This window comes from Flaviflexus massiliensis (assembly GCF_001375495.1).
GTDB lineage: Bacteria > Actinomycetota > Actinomycetes > Actinomycetales > Actinomycetaceae > Flaviflexus > Flaviflexus massiliensis.
Window position 1 is genome coordinate 1,610,695 of record NZ_LN831058.1, and the last position, 21,905, is coordinate 1,632,599.

The following is a 21,905-nucleotide window of genomic DNA, read 5'->3' on the forward strand; positions in this document are numbered from 1 at the left end:
AAACTAGGTGATTGTGCAACCCTTTACTTCTGAATCAGTGACTGCCGGACATCCCGACAAAGTCTGCGATCTCATTTCCGACCGCATCCTGGACGCCATCCTCACAAAGGATCCCGATGCTCGTGTCGCCATTGAAACCATGGTGACGACCGGCCTAGTCCACGTTGCTGGCGAACTTAACACCGAGAGCTACGTCGAGATCCCCCAGATCGTGCGCGACGCACTCCTTGACCTCGGCTACTCCTCGTCCGAGGTGGGATTTGATGGTCGTTCTTGCGGCGTCACCGTCTCGATCGGCCAGCAGTCCGCCGACATCTACGACGGTGTGCACAACTCTCTCGAGTCCCGCGAATCCGGCGGCAACGTCGAAGCCTATTCCCGTGAAGGTGCGGGCGATCAGGGCCTCATGTTCGGCTACGCAACGAACGAGACCGACGTTCTCATGCCCATGCCGATCTTCCTCTCCCACCGCCTCGCCGAGCGCCTGTGGGAGGTCCGCCGCGACGGGATCGTTGCGGGACTGCGTCCCGATGGCAAGACCCAGGTCACGGTCAACTACGACGAAACCGATCGTCCGGTCTCGGTCGATACGATCGTGGTCTCCTCCCAGCACGATGAAGACGTCACCCAGGAACAGCTCCGCGAATTGCTGACCACCCACGTGATCGAGCCCGTTCTCGACCAGTACGCTCCCAATCTTGACCGGAGCGATCTTACGATTCTCATCAACCCGTCCGGCCGATTCGTCATCGGTGGGCCGATGTCGGATGCTGGCCTCACCGGCCGCAAGATCATCGTCGACACCTACGGTGGCATGGCACGCCACGGTGGCGGCGCCTTCTCCGGTAAGGATCCGTCCAAAGTCGATCGCTCCGCATGCTACGCGGCACGCTGGGTGGCGAAGAATATCGTGGCAGCCGGTCTTGCCGAGCGCTGCGAAGTGCAGGTTGCCTACGCCATTGGACAAGCGAACCCCGTCTCGGTCCGCGTCGATGCCTTCGGTACAAACGCGCGCCCCCTCGGCGAGATCACGAACGCAGTGAAGAAGGTTTTCGACCTGCGCCCGCTCGCCATCATCGAGGCACTCGATCTCAAGCGCCCGATCTATGCTCAGACCGCTGCTTTCGGCCACTTCGGCCGCGAGATCCCGGACTTCACGTGGGAGCGCACAGACCGTGTCGAGGCACTGCTTGCTGCTCTCTAGCGAGTCTGCGAACACCAGCGTACGGAAGGTGATGAACTAGAGGAGTGCCTGACGCTCTCTTTGATCTTCCTAGCCAGCCCGCCCTGCTCAAGGCAGAGCGGGCTGTGCGCACAGTTGAGGCGGAGCACTCAGATCCGGTGGCGCAGGTTGTTCTCGATACTCCTTTTTCGTGGCCGGACAAGCTCTATGACTATCTCGTGCCCGCCAAACTCCACGACTCGGCATTGCCGGGCTCCCGAGTGCGGGTGCAGTTCGGCGCCAAGCGACTAACCGGCTTCATCCGCCGCCGCACCAACACCACCACCTCCGTCCGACTCAAAGCGATCCTTAGCGTTCTTGGCGAACCCGTGGTCACCGACGACATGTTTGTCCTTGCGGAGAAAATTGCGATGCGGAACGTCTGCTCGCTCCACGATGTTCTACGCTCGGCAATACCTGCCCGTCACGCACGTGCTGCCACCAGCGTGGCTGCGCTCCCTCCACCCACATTCCCAACCGTCCCGCCGCTCAATGAGCAGGAGAGCAATAGCGATCTGAATCCAGGTGCTGATTCGGGCAGAGAGACCGTTATTGCCGCGGGCCGGGATGTCTGGACCGACCTCGCTCGAGCATCGCACGAGGCCCTTACGCATGATAAGACCGTACTTATTGTTGTGCCTACGACACTAGAGATCGGGAAAGTGCGAACCAGTCTCTCCGAACTGATCCCGGGGGAACCGATTGGGATCATGGGTGCGCACCTCAGTGCAGAGGCCCGCTACCGGCACTTTCTGTCCATTCTTCAGGGGCGCACGCGTATTGTGATCGGTACCCGAACGGCTGCTTTCGCACCCATGAAACCGGGCCTCATGATCATCGTTGACGAGATGAATGGTGCGATGAGGGACAAGAGAAGCCCGTACATGTGGGCCGATGAGGTGTTGCGCATGAGGCAGGGCGATGCAACTCTGCTGCGCTATTCTTTCCCGCCACGCCTTTCTGAAACCCCGCCGCAGTTCACCGCCCGTGGTGCGTGGCCCAAGATCACGCGTGCCGAGCAGTGGGCCGGAGACCAGCGCGGACTCTTGCCGCCCGCGGCCTTCGAGGTAATCCGCGACGGATTGACAACGGGGCCGGTACTGATTTCCGCACCCCGTGCAGGCTACGTTCCGGCTCTTGCATGTGCTCGTTGCGGTAAGCGAGCGATCTGCCAGCACTGCGGCTCCAGCATCGCCGTACCCACCGCGGGCAGCATTGCCTCCTGCGGAAGGTGCGGAGCAGGTAAGTGGGTGTGCTCATGCGGATCAACGCAGATGCGCGCGGTTTCCCGCGGTTCAGACAGGCTTGCTCAAGAAGTTGCCCTGGCCTTCCCAGGAGTCGGAGTTGATGCCGTGCGGTCTGCCAGCGAGGAATCACAATCCCGCCTCGTTATCGCAACACCCGGGGCGGAACCCGATCGCGAGTTCGCGGCCGGGGTGATTGTTGATGCTGGGGCGAGGCTCGCATCTCTCAGACTCGATGCCGAGATCGAAGCTGTTGCCCGTTGGTCGCGCGTCGCATCCCGAATCACTGGACATCTGGTACTTACCGGGGGAGTGCCCGAGCACCTGGTTCGTGCCCTTGCCACTCGCTCGATCGATTTCATGGGCCCAGTTGCCGATGAACGCGAAGTGCTCGGACAGCCACCCTTCCACCGCTGGTTCCGGATCTCGGGTCAGCGCGGTGACCTGCAGCGACTGCTCGGCAGCGTCGCAAGCATGCTCGAAGGCGATACCCCGCCCGATACGGGTATTGCCGCCATGCTCTCCGGCGGTGGTCGTCAGGTCTTCGCCCAGGGACTCCATCTTGTGGGACCTGTCGAGGAAGATGACGGGCTCGCCCTCTATCTACACGAGCGAGCCCCTGCGAGGAGGCTTGCGTCAGCTTTGCGTGAATCGCTCCAAGATCTCGGTCAACTCCAGATACGAATCGAAGCCGATCCAATCCTCTGATCGAGCCGGTGCTCGTTTGAGTGGACTCGGTGAGACGGCGGGCAACTTGACCCCGCCCATGCACCTCGCAGGTGCGAAGTTCTGCCCTTGCCCGCACCCTGTTCTGAACGGGAGGGGGAGCGGGGCACGTCTGAAACCACATCACCGGTCCCTGCGCTTCTCCGTTCGAAGGAACATGTGTCTCCGTGATTGACGACAACGGGCCTGAGCAGACCTGACAGCCCGTGCAGCTCACCCTTTGTCACACTTCAAAGAACTTCTGTGCAAAGACAGACAGCGCGGGCGACTGCTGCGAAACTGCCTTCGTGCCTGTGGCGGTCAGGAGGGCAATGAAGGTGCACTGTTCATCTAAGTCCGGTTCACGGAGGATCAAGCCAAGTTTCTCCAAGCGGAGATGCCGACCGAAACCGTGGCGGGTGGCATCAGTGAAATTTCCGCCAGCTGCCTAGGCGAGACCTTCCGACCAACTCCGTTGAGGCTGAGCGCTAAGAGCAGATGGATTTCGGGAATTTCAAGCTCCTCATCGCTACTTGCGCTGCGAAATGCCTTGCCCAGGTAAGAAGTGGCGCGATGGAGTCGGCACACGGCTTCCATGGCACTCAGTTCAAACGGATCTTCGTATGGCGCGAATGCACTCAACCGTTCGGTCACAATATCTTCCGCGGCACACCTGATTTCGTCCTCGATCAAGCGACTCTTATTAAACTAACGTCGATTTACCGCGGTCACATATTTTTTACCGCTGAACGATCATCTCGACGCATAGCGATTGCTCTTCACAACGAACCCTTTCCCGAGTAGTTGCTAATTGATTGAGAGTGACAGTTCCACTTCGATCAAAGTATCCAACCGCTATGCGTCTATGCACAGAGTAGTGGTGAGAGCCAGAATAAGCGACAAGGTAATCCAATTGTGATGGAGTGAACGACGTGTACATATTGCGCAATGAATGCAACGAGTTTGCATTCATTTGATTGAAACTTTCCAGAGTGCGACATATTAAGCTAATTCGGTCCTGTGACCACTGCATTTAGGTTCAACTTTCCTTGTGTGAAAGCCATTATTGTTGATCGGCTGTTCGTGGAATTGTGGCGAAAGTTGTCACGACCTGAGATGAACTATTCTGTATCATTCGTTTCTTTGCAATCCTCCGTGCTCGAGGAGGAGTGACTGTTGGTATCCGTTTTATGCATTCATATTGGCGGCAAATTTCGATGTCCCATTTGTGTAATTTCAGAAAAGGGATGCTTTTCTCTCGGGTTTTCCTATAGTCGTTGTCGTGATGCGGATAATTGCTTACGGCTGAGTGGTGCCGATCAGCTTAGGTGAACGGAAAATGCGCGATCCGGAACAGTGCAGTGACGAGAAGATGGGCTGGCATCGTGCCTGCGGCTGGGATGATGGGGTGACTTGGAGGTGCTATTGCTGACTAGCGGGGACGGGTCGCCTAGTCGAGCGTCGGCACATGTAAGCCACGGCCTGAAATTGCAGCCTCGTTATTGGGTGCTATCAGTGCGCCGTATGCTTAGCTGCCATCTGAAGCGTTTGGGTGTTGGCGATAGAGTAAGGGCATGCGAATACTCTTTGCCGGTACCCCCGCAACCGCGGTGCCCACTCTGCTACGACTTGCTGACGAAAACGAAATCATCGGAGTCTTAACGCGGGCCCCAGCGCCCGTGGGGAGAAAACGAATCATGACACCGTCACCGGTTGAGAACTTTGCTCGAGAACGCGGCTGGTCGGTCCTCACGCCTTCAAGCCTGCGCGATGCGGGCGTGCAGCAACAGATTCACGAACTGCGGCCAGACGCCGTGGCAGTGGTCGCCTACGGTCTCCTTATCCCCAAGGCGCTCCTTGACGTTCCTACGCACGGCTGGATTAACCTGCACTACTCACTCCTTCCGCAGTGGCGCGGAGCCGCCCCCGTGCAATACGCAATCGCGGCAGGGCAAAAGCGAACGGGAATCTCCACCTTCCTGATCGAAGAAGGTCTCGATACGGGGCCCGTGTTTGACACGCTGGAGGTTGAGATTGGTCACCGTGAAACTGCGGGAGAACTCCTCGACAGACTCTCGGATGTGGGGGCGGACTTGCTGGCGAAGACCCTGAAGGATCTGGAAACGGGTGAGGCACGGGGGAGGGAACAGGCCGGTGAGCCGAGCCACGCCCCGCAGCTCAAGACAGCCGACGGGAAGCTTGACCTCACGAGACCAGCAGTTGAGCTTGACGCTCAAATCCGCGGATTTACGCCCGCTCCGGGAACCTGGACCACCTGGAATGGTGACCGGGTCAAGATCGGACCCGCCACGCCAGTCTCTGACCAACTTGAGGTTGGGGAGGTATCGGTTGGTGATCGGGTTCTCCTCGGAACCGGGGAAGGTGCACTCGAGCTCGACCAGATTGCGCCCCCGGGGAAACCGTGGATGAAGGCGGTTGACTGGGGTCGCGGTGTACGCGGAAAGGTAGTCTGGAACTCATGAGTGAAGACCGCCCCACGAACTGGCGCCCCGCGCGCATGCAATCCGACCCGGCACGAGTCGTTGCCCTCGACGTCCTAGAGCAGGTACGCAACGGTGCCTACGCCAACATCGCACTTCCCGCGACCCTGCGCAGAGCAAACGTGCGCGGACGCGGGCGCGGCTTCGCCACCAACCTGACGTACGGAACGCTACGCATGCAGGGGCGTTGGGATGCGATTATCGCCAACTGTGTCCAAGGGCGCCCCGTTGACGAGATTGATCCGCTCGTCATGGACATTCTCCGCCTCGGAGCCCACCAGATTCTCGGACTCCGGGTGCCGATCCACGCGGCCATGAACGAGACGGTCAACCTGGCACGCAACGAAGTTGGTTCCGGCGCCTCCGGCTTCGTCAACGCCGTCATGCACCGCATCAGCGAACGCACGAACGAAGAATGGGATGAGCTCATTGCAGAAGAGCTGAAGGATCAGGGAGAGCGAGCAGTTCTCGCGGCCCAGACCTCTCACCCCGAATGGATTCTTGAAGTGTACGAGGATTCCTTCGATGCCTCCGGTCGCGACCGCGAGGATTTGCCCAAGCTCCTCGCCGCTAACAACGAACCCGCCCGTGTAGCCCTCGCACCGCGTGCGGTTTCCCGAGAGACCGTCATGTCCGATGCTGCGGAAGCCGGCGTCCAGGTAGTTGACGGGGTGCTCGTGCCCGATGCTCTCGTCCTTGAGAAGGGCAATCCGGGACGCATGGCATCCGTGCGCGAGCTGAGTGCGGGTGTGCAGGACGAGGGCTCACAGCTCGTGGCTCACCTGCTTGCGGTTGCGCCACTTGAAGGTAGGGATGAGGAATGGCTCGACCTATGCGCAGGCCCCGGCGGTAAGACCGCGACCCTTGCCTCTCTCACCGGAGACCGCGACGTCACAATCTTCGCGAACGAACTGCACCCGCACCGCCTCGATCTTGTTGCCGACGCCGTTGCTCCTTTCGGTGACATAGTGGTCATGAGAGAAGGGGATGGGCGTGAGCTGGCCGATGAGGAACCAGGCCGGTTCGACCGCGCCCTCGTCGATGTGCCCTGCTCCGCAATCGGTTCTCTGCGTCGGCGCCCCGAGGCTCGCTGGCGCAAGGACGACGGCGACGCCGAAGGAATGACGGAATTGCAGGCAGGCCTCCTCGAGGCCGCCATTAACGCCACCCGGGAAGGCGGCATCATCTGCTATTCCACGTGCTCCCCGGATCTTCGAGAAACGAAGCAGATCGTTGATCGTTTTGTGGACCGTGTCGAGGTTCTCGACACGGTGGAACTGGCCTCCAGTATGGTCCTTCCGGGTAAGCTTGATGGCATGACCGGCCCGTACCTGCAACTGTGGCCGGACCTGCACGAATCGGATGCAATGTTTGCTGCCCTGCTGGTTAAGAAGTGAAAGAGTAGATTATGAGTGTTCTTATTTCCCCCTCCATCCTCAACGCCGACATTGGTGACCTCGCCGGCGAACTGAAGAAGATTGAGGGCGCCGACTGGGCGCACGTCGATGTCATGGACAACCACTTCGTTCCCAACCTGTCGTGGGGAATACCCGTGGTCGAGGCAGCAAAGAAGTATTCTCCCGTTCCGATCGATGCTCACCTCATGATTGAGGACCCGGATCGCTGGGCACCCGCCTATATTGAGGCTGGCGCGGCCTCCGCAACGTTCCATGCTGAAGCAGTGAAGTCCCCGATCCGCCTGGCACGGGAGATTCGGGCCATGGGTGGGCGTGCAGGCCTCGCCCTGAACCCAGCCACTCCGATCGATGCCTACATCGACATCCTCGATGAATTCGACATGGTGCTGTGCATGACCGTGGAGCCCGGTTTCGGCGGCCAGCCGTTCCTTGCCTCCGTCATGCCCAAGGTTGAGCGCCTGCGCGAACTCATCAACAAGAAGGGCCTCGAGACCTGGATCCAGGTTGATGGTGGAATCAGCGCCGACACGATTGCGCAGGCTGCTGAAGCGGGTGCCAACAACTTCGTGGCCGGCTCCGCCGTCTATAAAGCAGAGGATGCTGGTGAGGCAGTGGAGAACCTCAGATTGCTTGCCTCACAGCATGTGCACCCCTAGTCATGCTAAAATCGTGGCGTGTTTCGGGGTCGGTGAAAGTCCGAGCCGGCGGTTAAAGTCCGCGACCCGCGCAAGCGGCTGATGAGGTGAAAGTCCTCAACCGACGGTGAAAGTCCGGATGGGAGAAACACGTTAGGCTGTCACGCCCTGCGTGCGTGACGCGTGCCCGCTGTCCCCGAAATGCGCGGAGGACAGTTGAGGCGTTTCGCTCCACTCATTTTCGGACTTGGTGTCCTTGTCCTGTGGTGGGTTGTTGCCGAATCGGGTGCGGTCGAAAGCTACTTCCTGCCCCATCCCGTCAAGGTGTGGGACACGCTCTATCTCGGACTGACCGAGGGGGATCTCCTTCGCGCGACTGGCGTGACGTTGACGTCCGCGGGACTGGGCTGTGTCATCGCCGCCCTGCTCGGGATCCCTCTCGGCTACGCGATTGCCAAGTCCCGTGTCGTGTCCGCAACGATCGGGCCCTATCTTGCTGCCTCGCAAGCGATTCCTGCCGTGGCGCTCGCCCCACTTCTCGTTGTGTGGATCGGCTATGGCCTGCCCTCGATCACGGTCCTGTGCGTCATTCTCGTCATCTTCCCGGTCGTCATTTCGACAGCCCTCGGTATTCGCGAACTCGATCCCGACATTATTGCGGCCGCTCGGCTGGACGGTGCGGGAACCGGGCCGCTCGTGTGGCACATCGAATTGCCGCTTGCTGCGCCATCGATTCTTGCTGGCCTGCGCACCGGCTTCACTCTCTCCATCACCGGTGCGGTGGTGGGGGAGATGGTCATGGGTGGTGATGGCCTGGGCGCTGCCCTGGCACGAGGCCAAGGCTCAACAGCCAATGTTGCCCACCTCTTTGCCGTCATCGCGATCCTCGTCGTCCTTGCGGTCGGTATTTATCTACTCCTCACGCTCATCGAGCACATGGCGGATCAACGAAAAGGAAACTCATGAAAAAAATGGCGGTAGCGGCGCTCTCCCTGCTTATGCTCGCGGCCTGCGGCAGTGACGAAACTGATGAGACGATGACGGTGGGCCTCACTTACATCCCCGATGTGCAGTTCTTCCCGTTCTATGTCGCTGTCGACCGAGGCTATTTTGAGGATGCTGGGGTCACCGTTGGGCTGCGTCACCACGGCACCCAGGAAGCCCTTTTCACCGCACTAGCAACCGGTCAGGAAGACGTTGTCTTCACGTCGGGGGACGAGGTCATGTCGGGACGGGATGAGGGAGTGGACCTCGTGAGCATCGCGACTCTCTATAGCGACTATCCCGCCACCCTTATCGTCCCCGCCGACTCACCCATCACATCCCCGGAAGATCTCGAAGGGAAGACCGTGGGAATTCCCGGCGAGTTCGGTGCCACCTACTTTGGGCTGCTCGCCATGATCGACCATTACGACCTGGATAACGTCGACGTGCAGTCGATTGGGTATACGCAGATGGCGGCGCTTTCCCGCGGGGATGTCGATGCCGTGGTCGGTTTCATCAACAACGATGCGGTCGCCATGCAGTCTCAGGGTTTTGACGTTCGCACAATCGACCTCGCACCCGAGGTGCCTCTCGTTGGCCCCGGCCTTGCCGTCATGACCGACAACCTTGACGGGAATGAGGAGCAGTATGCCGGGCTCCTCGAGGGGCTCGATCGGGCCGTGACCTTTGCCGAAGAAAACCCTGAGGAAGCGCTCGACATTGTGTCGAACTACGTGACGAACATGAAAGATCCCGAAGTCTGGGAGGCAGCGCGCGCCACTTTCGAGGCAACCCTGCCCCTGTACAGCGGTCACGGCACCGTCGGTTTCCAGGACCGTGACCGCTGGGAGGCGATGAATGAGTTCATGGTTCAAGCAGGACTCATCACAGCCCCGATTGACATCGACGAGGCCATGTTCGAGATCGAACGATAGTGACGATCGCCTTCTGTGGCGCTTGCAGTGTGCGGGATGCTTGTGGCGTGCGGGTACTTGCGGGGTGAAATGGACGGGTGTGCCCGGACCGAGTAAAGGTCGTAAGCTTGAGCCGTGAAGAACTTCGAAGAACTGTTCGCTGAACTGTCCCAAAAAGCCATTGAACGACCCGAGGGCTCGGGAACCGTTGAGGAGCTTGATGCTGGGGTCCATGCGATCGGCAAGAAGATCATTGAGGAAGCCGGCGAGGTTTGGATCGCTGCCGAATACGAATCGGATGAGCAGCTGGCCCTGGAAGCTTCCCAACTCCTTTACCACCTGCAAGTCATGCTCATCGCCCGAGGCCTCACCCTCGACGACGTGTACCGCTACCTGTAAGGAATAGATCAATGCTGCGAATTGCTGTCCCCAACAAGGGATCCCTGTCCGAACCTGCCTCCACACTCCTCAAGGAAGCCGGATACCGCCAGCGTCGGGACATGAAGGAACTCGTCCTCCTCGACGAAGTCAACGGCGTCGAATTCTTTTTCATCCGCCCTCGCGACGTTGCCGTCTACGTAGGCGCAGGAACGGTCGATGTTGGCATCACCGGCCGCGATCTACTCGTCGACTCCGAAGCCGATGCCGTTGAACACCGGGCTCTTGGCTTTGCTCGTTCGACGTTCCGCTTCGCATCCCCGGGCGGTTCCATGAGCACCATTGACGATCTCGCGGGCAAGCGTATCGCCACCTCCTACGATGTCGTGGTCTCCCAGCACCTGAAAGAGAAGGGCATCGACGCGACGGTTGTGCACCTCGATGGTGCAGTCGAGTCCTCCGTCCAGCTCGGCGTCGCTGACGCGATCGCCGACGTTGTCGAAACCGGTTCCACTCTTCGCGCAGCTGGCCTCACGGTTTTCGGGGAGCCGCTCATGATGTCAGAAGCGGTCCTTATTCGCCGCGCCGACCGTGTCCCCGAAGGTTTGGAAGTTCTCGACCGCAGAATCCAGGGTGTTCTCGTCGCCCGCGGCTACGTGCTCATCGATTACGACATCCGTGCCGACCACCTCGAAGAGGCCGTCGCCATCACCCCCGGTCTCCAGTCACCAACGGTATCGCCGCTGCACGACGGCGAATGGTTCGCTGTACGGGCCATGGTCAAGAAGGACGATCGCAATAAGGTGATGGATGGGTTGTACGAAGTGGGGGCCCGGGCAATCCTCGTGACCCCGATTCTGGCCTGCAGGTTGTGACACCCTTCCGTCCGAGACTCGCCCGCATCGTCTCAGTCGTCCTCGCCATCGCCCTTATCATCGGAACTGGTGCACTGTTTGCCGTCTCCCCGAGTTTCGGCATGTACGAATTCACGACCTGGGATTATGTGGGCACGATCGTCTTTGTTGCCCTGCTCCTTGGGTTGCTGTGGATCCAGTACCAGGTGCGCCTCGTGCCCAGTGAGGACGGCATCTACATCAAGAATCTCTTCCTATCCCACCGACTCACCTGGAACGAGATTATTGGCGTGGATTTTGGTCAGGGTCCCTGGGCCCGGATCGACACGGTCATGGGCGATACGATCAATATCATGGCCATCCAGAGTGCCGATGGTGAGTATGCCAAGCGGGAGGCGGTGCGTCTCGCAACGCTCATCGACAATCATTCACCACAGGAACCGCCAACACCCGCCTAGCCTAATCAGGTAACAATTTTCTGGCCGGTACTTTCTGGACGGTCGGTCCAGCCAGTCCCGCGCACTGTCGAGACAGTTCTTGATTCTACGGGCAGGTCTCGTTCGGCACTCACGCCAGGAGCTGGGCTGCGAGAACTCCGCCCGCCCCGGCAAACGCAAATGCAGCGTAATCGGCCTCGAGGTTCCGTCCCATGGTGCGAAGCGGCACGGGACTCGACTCGAGACCGGGCCGAATACCCGTGACTTCTCTCAGTGTCAGAAGGCCTGTTTCCTCCAAGGCCGGATAGTCAGCTTCTATGAGGCTGAGGGTTTGCGGATCGATGCCCTCGGTCGTGATGGGGATGAGAGCCGGGGTTAACGCGACCTTCGTGTAGGCGGTGAGGGAATGATGAGAGATCCCGCGGTGACGCGGCCTCTCATCGGCCTGCGAGACCCGGAGGGTGGCGATCGCGGTGCCTCCGAGGACATTGATGGCGTTGATGGCTTCACCAACGGCGGTGCCCGAGTAACCCCAGGGTGTTCCGGTCCCGATATTCCCGGGGCCTTGAATGACGATCGCAAAATCCGCATTGATCACATGGCGTGCTGTCAGGAGTGCGGTGTGGACGTTGACGGCCTCAAAGTCGCCCCCGTACGACTGCCCAGCCGTTACCGTCACGATATTGCACGTGTCTTGCAAGGTGGCAACGGTCTTGGAGAAGGCGATGGGAAGGGCGGCGGTGTCGGTATGGACGTAGGCGATGGTGAGATCGGGATTGGCATGGAGGGCGCAGGAGACAATAGCGGGGAGTGCGGAATGAAGGTCGGCCACCACTACCGGCATACCACCCACTTCGTGGGCGTTCTTCAAGGTCTCGTGATAACGGGATTCCTGCTCGTCGACACCGAGGACCATCGCTTGCAGGGGCGTGTAGCGGGCCTTCATCATGTGCCCGGGAGCGCTCCGCGGGGGAGGGAGGGTGTCCGTTGGGGCGACGATAAACAGGTAGCCGCCCGTACCTAGGTTCCGGTCGGTTGCCGTGGAGGTCAGAAGAACCTCGGCACCCTCATGGAGGGAACCAACCATGTCCCGGTAGGAAAGTGCCTTGACGTCCTTTCCTTCGACACGTACGAGCCACTCGTCCGCCCCAGACCATGAGCCAAGTGCCTTCAGAAGGGTCCCTTTGCGCCAAGTAATCACGAACCAACCCTATCGTGCGATAGTCTGAGTGACGTGACTGAAACACGTTATGACCCCGGCAAGCGAACGTTTCGACTGCTTGCCAATCTCGTGGACCGTCCTCGCACGAGGAGTGAGCTGTACGAGCTGGGCTACGACCAGGCAGGCACGGACCGAGCAAAGGCGCTGTCCCGCGATATCGACAGGCTCGAGCAACTCGGTTATCCCGTGACGATCGACAGTGACGATACGGATCCTGTCTACCGATTGAAAAGAGACGGGCTCGTCGGAATTGACCTGAACTCGGCCGACCTGACACTCCTGCGTCTCGCTGCCCAGTCCATGACCGGCAAGGACGAACTGCACCAGATCGCGCGCCGCACGGTCCGCAAGCTCCTTGGTGGTGCGAGTGTGACGGATGATCAGGCAACCGTACGCATCACCCTCCCCGAACACGGATTCTTGTTCACCATCATTGAGGCCATGGCGCAGCGGGCTCCCATTCGCATCGAGTACGAGAATCCCCGCCACCCCGAACGCCGCTTCTATACGGTCGAGGTCACCGGCGTGTGGGAAACACTCGGAGCCTTCTATTGCCGCGGCACCAGGCTCGCTGTTGGTGCGGTCGTGGGGGATATGCAGGAGACGAAGCCGGAAGAACGAAACTTCCGCCTGTCTCGCATGAAGAGCGTTGAGATACTCGAGCCGACCGGTTACGAACCGAAGGGCACCCTCAACCGCTACTTTGATCCGATCGATGCCTCGGTTTTCCTCGCAGAAGGTGCGGGTGACCACCTGCGTGACGAAGCGCAGTACGTGGGCACGAGTGAAGGCTGGGACGAGTACCGGTTTGAGAACGTGAACTGGCCGCGACTCATGGAACAGCTGGGTGTCATCGGCACGGGTGCACGCACCTCCCATCCCGACTATCGGGAGCGCCTCGAACACCTTGTCGGATTGGGGGAGTCATGAGTAAACCCGATGTTGTGCTCCTGACCGCGATCACAACCTATATCACCAACGCAAAACAAACATCCATCGGGGAGATTGCCGACGTTTTTGACCTCAAACTTGAAAATGCGATCGACGCGATCAAGACGATCCTCTTTACCGAGGTCGAAGACCGGGTCGGACGCTACTATCTGGATTTCCACGTAGATGCTCAGGAAACTGAGGATGGCACGGACGTCATCTATTCCGAGGATGACGAGATCACCTACCAGCCCACCAAGTACGACGACCCGCACGTCTATCTGACCGTTGGTGAGGCCGCCGTATCGATCGAGATGCTCGACCAGCTCCTCAAGCTAGTTGCTCCCGACTCACCGTCGGCCGAGTCGCTCCTGTCCGTGCGCGGTAAGCTCCACGATGCGACCGGCCAGATCATCGGTGCAGAGCCACCCACATCCCGCGGGTCAAAGGATGTGCTCACGACCGTCTGGGACGCGTTACGCCACTCGAAAGAACTGATTTTCCAGTACCACAGTCCCGAAGAGTACGGCGAGAAAGTTACCGAACGGACCGTCATTCCCTGCGCCGTCGTATCCGAATACGAGGGCTACCTGGCAGCACTCCAAGACAAGAAGGACCTGAGGTGGTTCCGTTTGGATCGAATGTCGCACGCACGCACGGGTAAGACCTTCACCACGACGGATGCGAACCGTGCGCGCAGGACGCTGCGCAGGCAGCCCGACACGCACCCCACCGGCGGTGCGACTGTGACGTTCACAACGAAACCGTCAGCCGTGTGGTTCGCGGAATCCACGCCCGGTGCGACGATGGTGGCAGGCGATAACAGCATCCGGATCACGGTGCAGGCGATCTCCACGACCTGGGTGCGCAACTGCGCCCTCAAGATCGGCACCGACCTTCTCGACATTGAGCCGGCCGACATGAAGGCCGCGGTTGTCGAGCAGGCCAGGCGGATTCTGGAGGTCCAATGAGCGCGTGGCTCATTGCTGGTCTCCTCGTCCTGTTCGGTCTCGGCTATTTTGTTTACGCCGCCTGGAATCTGGTTCGGGGTTATTGGAAGCGACTCGCCGCACTCGGTGAAGAAGTTGGACGTAGCAGCGAAAAGCTCGCCAGCATCGAAGCCCCGGAGATCCCCGCCGCCCCTGAACAAACCGCTCTTGAGGTCAAGAGGCGGGTCAGGGAGACTCGGCATAGTGGCAAGGCCACGAGGCTAGCTAGGACCATTGGACGATGGTCGGGAGAAATGTCCGATTAGACTCGAGTTACTATTAGGGTCTACACACATTTAGGGAGTCACAATGAATCTCAGCGGATGGGAAATCATCATCATCCTCGTCGTCCTCATTCTCGTTTTTGGGGCCGCGAAGCTTCCCACGATCGCCTCCTCGGTTGGTAAGTCGATGAAGGTGTTCAAGAAGGAAGTGTCCGAGCTCCGCGATGACACGAACGTCAATGGAGGTAAGACTCAGATCACGAACCCCGCTGACACCCCGATCCCGCCCGCCAGCTACGACACCACGGCACCGCGTGATCAGGGACAAGACCGCACCCAGCAGTGACGGAACGGATCACCAAACGCCGTGATCCGGAAGGGCGCATGCCGCTTGCTCAGCACCTACGTGAACTACGAAACCGGATCATTTATGCGCTGATTGGCATCGCCCTTGCGTCCATTGCCGGATGGTTCCTGTACGAACCCTTCGCGGCGATCATGGCCGAACCCCTTGACGGCATCAACGAGCGCGGGGGACATGCCGAGCTGAACTTCGGTTCGGTCGGCATTGGCTTCGAGCTGCAGTTGAAGATGTCGGTTTTTATCGGGCTGTTCATCTCCTCACCCTGGTGGATCCTGCAGGGCTGGCTCTTCATCGCCCCCGCCCTCAAGCGCAAAGAAAAGATCATGGCCCTCAGCTTTGCTGGGGCAGCCGCGATCCTCTTCCTTGCCGGCGGGCTACTCGGCTGGTACATCCTCCCCAGAGCGGTTGTCATCCTGACCGGCTTCGCTCCGGACTTCGCTGTCAACCTGCTTGATGCTCGGACGTACTACCGGTTCTTCATGCAGATCATCGGTGCCTTCGGCGTGAGCTTCCTGCTCCCGGTGTTCATGGTTGGCCTCAACTTCCTTGGCATCATCAAGGGCAAAACGTACCTGAGCGGATGGCGGTGGGCCCTGGTCTTCTGCGCCGTCCTTGGCGCACTCCTCAACCCCCTGCCAGACGCCTGGTCGATGCTCATGATCATGCTCCCCATGTTCCTGTTCTACTTCCTCGCCACCGGTCTGTGTATTATTCACGACAAGAGGAAAGCAAAGCGCCGATCCAAAGAATTGGCGGAGCTTCTTGGCGATGAACAAGAAGGACAGGATTGGATTCAACCCTAGGTTTCGTCATCAGTCCCACGGCCGGCAACGGCCGTGGGACTTTCGTTGGACGTACGGTCCGTGACCGCCTGCTCGAAGCGGGCCACCGGGTGATCCCACTCGGTGCCCCCACTCACGAAGAAACGAGCGCACTCCTCGAATCCGCACTCGATGCGGGCGAGCTCGACGGGATTGTGACGATGGGTGGGGATGGCACGATCCACCTCGCCATTCAGCACCTTGTCGGCCGGGACGTTTTCCTCGGACATGTCCCCTTCGGAACAGGCAGCGACATTGCCCGAGACCTGGGGCTGACAACCTCCTGGGACACGGGTCTCGACATCCTGATCGAAGCCCTGAACGAGCGCCAGCCCGGCACCATCGACGCTCTGGAAATCACCGGCAGCCACGGGGTGAGCTACGGGATGGCGGTGGTCTCAGCAGGGGTTGATGCGATCGTTAACCAGGCTGCCAACACCTATTCCTGGCCGCACGGGCACTCCCGCTACCTCCGCGCTGTGCTCGCGAAACTGCCGGGATATAGACCGCGCACATACAGGATCGAACACGACGGCAAGCAGGCGACGGGCGAGGCTATCCTGATCGCTGTGGCGAACACGAAGTCGTTCGGTGGCGGGCTCACGATCTCACCGGACTCAGATCCGTTCGACGGGAAGCTGGAACTCCTCATGGCGAAGAAACTGTCACTCCTCGAGGTGGCCGACGTGCTCCCCAGGCTTTACGAAGGCACCCACGTCGAGAAAGACTTCGTCCACGTACACGACGTGACCGAGGTCCGGCTCGACACGATCGGTGAGGGCGTTGTGGCCATGGTTGATGGTGAAGAAATTGGTCCACTTCCCGTGACCGTGCGAGTACGTCCACGCGCACTGAGGATCCTCCGCTAACCTAGCCCCGTGGGCATTTACCTCGACAACTTCTCCGACGCCGTTTCCGCCACCGGAATCACGCTCGATTCCTTCCAGGAAGATGCGGCACGGGCACTCGAAGAAGGACGAGACGTTCTCCTGTGCGCACCCACCGGGGCAGGGAAGACGATGGTGGCTCTTTTTGCCGTGGAAATGTCTTTCGCGACCTCCACCACCTGTATCTACACCACCCCGGTCAAGGCACTGTCGAACCAGAAGTATCGTGAGCTTGTCGCCCGGTACGGAAGCGAATACGTGGGCCTGATGACCGGCGATGTCACGATCAATCGGGGCGCCAACATTGTTGTCATGACGACCGAAGTTTTGAGGAACCTGCTGTACGCGGGGGAAGACCTGAAAAACCTCGGATACGTCATCCTGGACGAGGTTCACTACCTGGCTGATCCCGAGCGGGGGCCGACGTGGGAAGAAGTAATTCTCGAACTCGACACCTCCGTCCGGATCGTCTCACTGTCCGCCACCATAGCCAACGCCGACGAATTCCATTCCTGGCTCGAATCCGTACGCGGCAACACCACACTCGTCCAAACCTCCCTCCGTCCCGTTCCGCTGCGCCAGCAACTCGTCGTGGGACGCAAACTCCACGACCTCTACGAGGGCGGGGCCTCCGCGACCCTCGGGGCCGGCAGGAATCCAAACGAACGGGCACTGGGGAGTCTCTCGCGCAAGAAACTCCCCGAACGCATCGGGCCCGGGCAGAGATACAGCCTGCTCCGCCTCATGTCCGAACGCGACCTGCTCCCCGCGATCGAGTTTATTTTTTCCCGCAAGGGCTGCGATCAGGCCGTGGCTGACCTTGTCAAAGACAATGTTTCGCTCACGACCCGAAATGAACGCAGACTCATTCACCAGGCACTCGACCCCATTCGCGAGCAACTGACCGACCAGGACAAGGCGGTGCTCCGCTTCCGGTCCTTCGAAAGAGCGCTTGCCAATGGCTATGCGGCCCACCACGCGGGGGTGTACCCGCCCTTCAAGGAACTCATCGAATCGCTCATGCAGCGGGGCCTCATCAAGATCGTGTACGCGACCGGAACGCTTGCCCTGGGGATTAACATGCCGGTGCGAACAACCGTCATTGAATCACTGACGAAGTTCAACGGCACCGAATTCACCGACCTGACCGGGATTGAGTACACCCAGCTCATCGGGCGTGCGGGCCGGCGCGGGAAGGACGAAATCGGTCACGCCCTCGTCTATCCCACCACCGACACCGATACGGATGTCCTCCTCACCCTCGGAGCAGGCGAACTCGAACCGCTCGAATCGGCGTTCTTCCCCTCCTACAACACCGTGGTCAACGTGCTGGCCGACCACGACTACGAGAGCGCCCGCGCCCTGCTCGCCCGTTCCTTTGCCCAATATCAGCGCAACCGGGAAGTCACCAAGCTCGAGGTGACCCGCGAGCGCGTCCGTCTCGCCCTCGATGAGGAGGCGGAGAAGCTGCGCGGTATGTGCGAGGCGGGGGATGTTGCTGATTATGCGAGACTGCGATCCTCGTCCGCCCGAGCATCATCGTCGGCACGCAAGAAGGCGAAGAAGGCTTACCGCCACAGGGTTGCCGACTCCTTTGAGTACGCGAACGGCGGCGAGATCATTGCCTACGCCTACGGGACCTCACTCGAATATGCTTACGTCACGCAGGTGGATGATGATCGGCTGCGCGTGGCGACGTGGCTGGGGGATCTGGTGTGGCTCACACCTGAGTCAGTTAGATCCGAGCTGCGTCACGTTGGTGACTACGTGCTGCCGGCAGGGATGAAGCTGCGGGACCCGAGCCAGCGTGAGGTCTTGGCGGACAAGATTGCCGAGTTCGTTGAGGACCGCGTCACCATTGGCCTGGATGAGGACCTGTTGAAGTCCTGGGATCGCGGCGCGGTCCGGGAAACCCCTGAGCTTCTGGAGCATCCTGTCCATTCGTGCCCGGACAGGGAGAAGCATCTGGAGGAGGCGACCGCTTTCCTTTCCCTCTCTTCCCAGCTTCGTCATCTTGACTCGTTGCGTGAGTCCTACGATGACTCCGTCGGTGCGGAGTTCGATGCCACCTGCGACCTGCTTGCCACGGTGGGTGTTCTGCAGGGGGAGAGGGGCGCCTACGTGCTGGGTTCCGGTGCCGCACCGCTGCGCCGCCTCCATTCGAACGCTGACCTGCTCATCTACGAATGCTTGAAGGATCCGCACTTTGCCGGCCTGTCACCGGTCATGTTGGCTGGCATGCTGTCCTGCTTCGCATTCAAGGAGCGCAGGGGCCGGGCGCGGCCGCCCGCCGACCCACTGGCGTGGCGAGTGATTCGACACAACCACGAATACCTGAGCGACCTGGAGGAACGATTCGGGCTTGCCCGGCAACCCGAGATCAGTTCGCATCCGACCACGGCCGTCGTTGCGTGGGCTGAGGGAGCTACTCTGCAAACCTGCCTCACCATGTCTCAGTTCCTGCCCGGTGACTTCATTAATGGACTGCGTCGGACGGCGGACCTGTTGACGCAGGTCATGCATGCGGCCGAGGGCACACCGGTCGGGGATTCGGCAGCCACTGCGCGCCGTCTCATCGATCGCCCGGGTGTCACCTCCGTCTTCTAGATAGCGTTCAAACGAGGCAACTCCGGTACCTATTTTGGCAACCCGGCAACCTACCGTTCGGTAGTGAATGTGGGCCGCTGAGACACGCTGGGAGTGGCGGACACGCCGCGGATTTGTTGGGATTGGCGGAACCTTCACCACAATCTGTGACATCGACTTGCGCAAAGGGTGCAGGCTCCTTACCGTAGGTATGACGCACGGCCAGTCCGTGTCTCCCGTCGCCTCTTCGGTAGAAAACGCTGGGCACCTGTCCACGGTCCGAGGGAGAGGCGGCGGGATCTTTTTTCGGTAATGTTGGACTGTGCTGACTCGTCTTCTCCTCCTGCTGGGTTCTGCCGCAGGCGGGACCCTCATGTGGGCGGCCTTCGATCCGGTCGATATCGGTTTCTTGGCCTTCCCCGCCCTCGCCATCCTCGCACTCTGCGTCAAAAACCAGCCCATGTGGTTCGGTTTCATGGCAGGCACCCTGTGGGGACTCGCATTCTTTCTTCCGCTCGTGGAGTGGACTTGGACGGCCGTGGGGGAGCCCCTGCCTTGGTTAGCCCTGTGCGTGTCGCAAGCCCTGTTCATCGGTGTTGTCGGCGCCATCTGGTCCCGGGTTCTGACATTGAAGGTGGTGCCGGCAGTTCTACTGGGCGGGTTTGCCTACGCGGGCGTTGAAGTGATCCGGACAAACTGGCCATTTAACGGTTTCCCGTGGGGAATGGTCGCCTTCTCACAGGTCGATACACCGCTCCTGCGCTCAGCCCCCTATCTCGCTGCCGTCGGGGTCACGCTCCTTACGGTCATGCTCAGCCTGCTCCTTGCCCTCGGCATCTATCAGCTCTTCTTTGAATCGCGCATAGGCGGCCTTGCCCTCATTCTCAGCGGACCCCTGGTTATTGCGCTGTGCCTGACGCTGTCTCTGCCCGTGCGAGCCGAAGAGACGCTCCGCGTGGGCTGGGTCCAGGGTGGTCCCGATGTGGGGAAGCACAACGAGGGTCGGGCCCTCAACGTCACCCTCCGCCACGAAGAGGAAACGATGCGGTTGCTCGAGCAGGGTCCCGAGCTTGACCTCATCGTGTGGCCGGAATCGGCCTCGGACCGCGACGTTCGGCAGACTCCGCAGGCACAGGAGATCGTTGAACGAGTCAGCACGGAAGCGGGAGTGCCGCTCCTGCTTGGCACCCAGGAGTACGTGGATGATGGTCGGTATAACGACTACACGGTCTGGGTTGATGGCGAATTGATCGACACCTACTCCAAGTCACGACCCGTGCCTTTTGGGGAATATATCCCGCTTAGAGATTTCTTCTCCAACTTCACCGATGCCGTTGACCAGGTATCGACCGACATGCTCCCCGGTGAGGGGCCAGCCACCGTCACGGTTCCCGTGGCGGGAGTCGAGCACGTTCTGGCGGTGCCGATCTGCTTCGAGATCGCTGTCGATGATGTGGTCCGAGATGCTGTCATGGCAGGCGGCACCGCCCTGATCGTCCCCGTCAACTCCGCCTCCTTCGGAGACAGTGCCGAATCACGACAGCAGATGGCACAAACCCAGTTCCGTGCGGCCGAGTTTTCCCGTGCGGCACTCCAGGTCTCCACCATCGGAGTATCGGGAGTTGTCATGCCCAACGGCACCGTCACCGACATGTCAAACAACGGTGAGGCCGCCTCAGGTGTCGCGACAATCCCGCTTCGCACCGACCTCACCTCCGCGGCCACCAATGGCTCCATCTACCGAGTCGGGGCGATCCTTGGCGCGCTTCTGTCTCTTGTGTGGGCGTTTGCCCTCAGGAAGGAACGATCATGAAACCGATCGTCATCATCCCTACCTACAACGAGATCGAGACCCTTCCGTCGACACTCGACCGGGTGAAAAGTGTTCTTCCCGAGATCGACATCCTCGTGGTCGATGATGGGTCTCCTGACGGGACGGGAGACTACGCAGACACGAGAGCGGCAGCGGATGCCACGATTCACGTTCTCCACCGCCCCGGTAAGGGTGGCCTTGCCGCCGCCTATCTCGCGGGATTCGCCTGGGCCTTGGAATCGGACTACACGCATGTGGTGCAAATGGATGCCGATGGTTCTCATCGGGCAGGGGATCTGAAGAACATGCTCGAGCGGGCTGATGGGGCGGATGAACCGGATCTCGTCATCGGCTCGCGGTGGGTTCCCGGAGGGGGAGTGGTGAATTGGCCGCGCAGCCGCCAATACCTCTCCCGCTTAGGCAACCTTTACAACCGGGCGGCTCTCGGCCTGCCGTACGCCGACATCACCGCTGGCTTCAGGGTGTACCGTGCCGATACGCTCCGGGCACTCGATCTCAACGATGTCGAGATCGTCGGCTACTACTGGCAGACGGATATGACCCAGCGGCTCCATGACCATGGCGCCCACATTGTTGAGGAACCCATTACGTTCCACGAACGGGAGGCGGGCGAATCCAAGCTGTCATCGACAATCTTCTTTGAATCCCTCAAAGAGTCGACGAAGCGCGGATTCCGCCACCACACCTCGCTAGCGAAGTCGATCACCAAACGATAGCCGGGCACTCTCGGGGCTCACTTGGGCTCCCAATGGTTGG

21 protein-coding genes and 1 riboswitch are annotated in these 21,905 nt (G+C 60.2%); of the genes, 19 read left to right on the forward strand and 2 right to left on the reverse strand.

Translation table 11 applies throughout. The annotated features are described in order from the left end of the window. Window positions 1–7 precede the first annotated feature (7 nt). On the forward strand, window positions 8–1,204 hold the full coding sequence (metK, locus tag BN1241_RS11360; RefSeq protein ID WP_054953670.1) for a methionine adenosyltransferase: 1,197 nt from the start codon (window positions 8–10) through the stop codon (window positions 1,202–1,204). Between the two features lie 44 nt (window positions 1,205–1,248). After that, window positions 1,249–3,174: a primosomal protein N' family DNA-binding protein gene (locus BN1241_RS11365; RefSeq protein ID WP_054953671.1), complete on the forward strand. Its 1,926-nt coding sequence runs from the start codon at window positions 1,249–1,251 to the stop codon at window positions 3,172–3,174. Window positions 3,175–3,543: 369 nt separating this feature from the next. Here BN1241_RS11365 and BN1241_RS11370 read toward each other — a convergent pair whose 3' ends face one another. Then, window positions 3,544–3,864 (reverse strand): hypothetical protein, encoded by a 321-nt coding sequence (locus BN1241_RS11370; RefSeq protein ID WP_054953672.1) that lies wholly within the window; start codon window positions 3,862–3,864, stop codon window positions 3,544–3,546. 881 nt (window positions 3,865–4,745) lie between these two features. Here BN1241_RS11370 and fmt point away from each other — a divergent pair. From fmt to BN1241_RS11410, 8 genes are all read left to right on the forward strand, one after another. Further along, window positions 4,746–5,654, forward strand: coding sequence for a methionyl-tRNA formyltransferase (gene fmt, locus BN1241_RS11375; protein ID WP_054953673.1), 909 nt, complete (start codon window positions 4,746–4,748; stop codon window positions 5,652–5,654). Further along, window positions 5,651–7,069, forward strand: coding sequence for a transcription antitermination factor NusB (locus BN1241_RS11380; protein ID WP_054953674.1), 1,419 nt, complete (start codon window positions 5,651–5,653; stop codon window positions 7,067–7,069). Before fmt ends, BN1241_RS11380 begins: the two co-directional genes overlap by 4 nt. A gap of 11 nt (window positions 7,070–7,080) precedes the next feature. Further along, window positions 7,081–7,746, forward strand: coding sequence for a ribulose-phosphate 3-epimerase (gene rpe, locus BN1241_RS11385; protein ID WP_054953675.1), 666 nt, complete (start codon window positions 7,081–7,083; stop codon window positions 7,744–7,746). A gap of 15 nt (window positions 7,747–7,761) precedes the next feature. Further along, a riboswitch (FMN riboswitch) is annotated at window positions 7,762–7,880 on the forward strand. 61 nt (window positions 7,881–7,941) lie between these two features. Further along, on the forward strand, window positions 7,942–8,691 hold the full coding sequence (locus BN1241_RS11390; protein WP_230198315.1) for an ABC transporter permease: 750 nt from the start codon (window positions 7,942–7,944) through the stop codon (window positions 8,689–8,691). Next, window positions 8,688–9,644, forward strand: a complete 957-nt coding sequence (locus BN1241_RS11395) for an ABC transporter substrate-binding protein (protein ID WP_054953676.1) — start codon at window positions 8,688–8,690, stop codon at window positions 9,642–9,644. Before BN1241_RS11390 ends, BN1241_RS11395 begins: the two co-directional genes overlap by 4 nt. Before the next feature lie 114 nt (window positions 9,645–9,758). Continuing rightward, entirely contained in the window at window positions 9,759–10,022 is a 264-nt protein-coding gene (locus BN1241_RS11400; RefSeq protein WP_054953677.1) for a phosphoribosyl-ATP diphosphatase, read from the forward strand. Window positions 10,023–10,033: 11 nt separating this feature from the next. Next, window positions 10,034–10,876 (forward strand): ATP phosphoribosyltransferase, encoded by an 843-nt coding sequence (gene hisG / locus BN1241_RS11405; protein WP_054953678.1) that lies wholly within the window; start codon window positions 10,034–10,036, stop codon window positions 10,874–10,876. Beyond that, a complete protein-coding gene (locus tag BN1241_RS11410; RefSeq protein WP_054953679.1) occupies window positions 10,873–11,313 on the forward strand; it encodes a PH domain-containing protein in 441 nt (146 codons plus the stop codon). The genes hisG and BN1241_RS11410 overlap by 4 nt, the downstream gene beginning before the upstream one ends. A 109-nt stretch (window positions 11,314–11,422) precedes the next feature. Here the strand turns inward: BN1241_RS11410 and BN1241_RS11415 are convergent, their stop codons facing one another. Next, the gene (locus tag BN1241_RS11415) at window positions 11,423–12,493 is read right to left on the reverse strand and encodes a DUF3866 family protein (RefSeq protein WP_054953680.1); all 1,071 of its coding nucleotides are present in this window, start codon (window positions 12,491–12,493) and stop codon (window positions 11,423–11,425) included. A gap of 33 nt (window positions 12,494–12,526) precedes the next feature. Between BN1241_RS11415 and BN1241_RS11420 the strand changes: the two genes are divergently transcribed. From BN1241_RS11420 to BN1241_RS11460, 9 genes are all read left to right on the forward strand, one after another. Beyond that, window positions 12,527–13,444, forward strand: a complete 918-nt coding sequence (locus BN1241_RS11420) for a helix-turn-helix transcriptional regulator (protein WP_054953681.1) — start codon at window positions 12,527–12,529, stop codon at window positions 13,442–13,444. Beyond that, window positions 13,441–14,415 (forward strand): helix-turn-helix transcriptional regulator, encoded by a 975-nt coding sequence (locus BN1241_RS11425; protein ID WP_054953682.1) that lies wholly within the window; start codon window positions 13,441–13,443, stop codon window positions 14,413–14,415. The genes BN1241_RS11420 and BN1241_RS11425 overlap by 4 nt, the downstream gene beginning before the upstream one ends. After that, window positions 14,412–14,699: a hypothetical protein gene (locus tag BN1241_RS11430; RefSeq protein WP_054953683.1), complete on the forward strand. Its 288-nt coding sequence runs from the start codon at window positions 14,412–14,414 to the stop codon at window positions 14,697–14,699. Before BN1241_RS11425 ends, BN1241_RS11430 begins: the two co-directional genes overlap by 4 nt. Window positions 14,700–14,742: 43 nt before the next feature. Next, on the forward strand, window positions 14,743–15,003 hold the full coding sequence (gene tatA / locus BN1241_RS12620) for a twin-arginine translocase TatA/TatE family subunit (protein ID WP_082418344.1): 261 nt from the start codon (window positions 14,743–14,745) through the stop codon (window positions 15,001–15,003). Then, window positions 15,000–15,824: a twin-arginine translocase subunit TatC gene (gene tatC / locus BN1241_RS11440; protein ID WP_054953684.1), complete on the forward strand. Its 825-nt coding sequence runs from the start codon at window positions 15,000–15,002 to the stop codon at window positions 15,822–15,824. The genes tatA and tatC overlap by 4 nt, the downstream gene beginning before the upstream one ends. Next, complete coding sequence (locus BN1241_RS11445) at window positions 15,809–16,711, forward strand: diacylglycerol/lipid kinase family protein (protein ID WP_054953685.1); 903 nt, start codon at window positions 15,809–15,811, stop codon at window positions 16,709–16,711. Before tatC ends, BN1241_RS11445 begins: the two co-directional genes overlap by 16 nt. A gap of 9 nt (window positions 16,712–16,720) precedes the next feature. Continuing rightward, window positions 16,721–19,336 (forward strand): DEAD/DEAH box helicase, encoded by a 2,616-nt coding sequence (locus BN1241_RS11450; RefSeq protein ID WP_054953686.1) that lies wholly within the window; start codon window positions 16,721–16,723, stop codon window positions 19,334–19,336. Window positions 19,337–19,637: 301 nt separating this feature from the next. Then, entirely contained in the window at window positions 19,638–21,128 is a 1,491-nt protein-coding gene (lnt, locus tag BN1241_RS11455) for an apolipoprotein N-acyltransferase (RefSeq protein ID WP_054953687.1), read from the forward strand. After that, on the forward strand, window positions 21,125–21,865 hold the full coding sequence (locus BN1241_RS11460) for a polyprenol monophosphomannose synthase (RefSeq protein ID WP_054953688.1): 741 nt from the start codon (window positions 21,125–21,127) through the stop codon (window positions 21,863–21,865). The genes lnt and BN1241_RS11460 overlap by 4 nt, the downstream gene beginning before the upstream one ends. The last annotated feature ends 40 nt before the right edge of the window (window positions 21,866–21,905 follow it).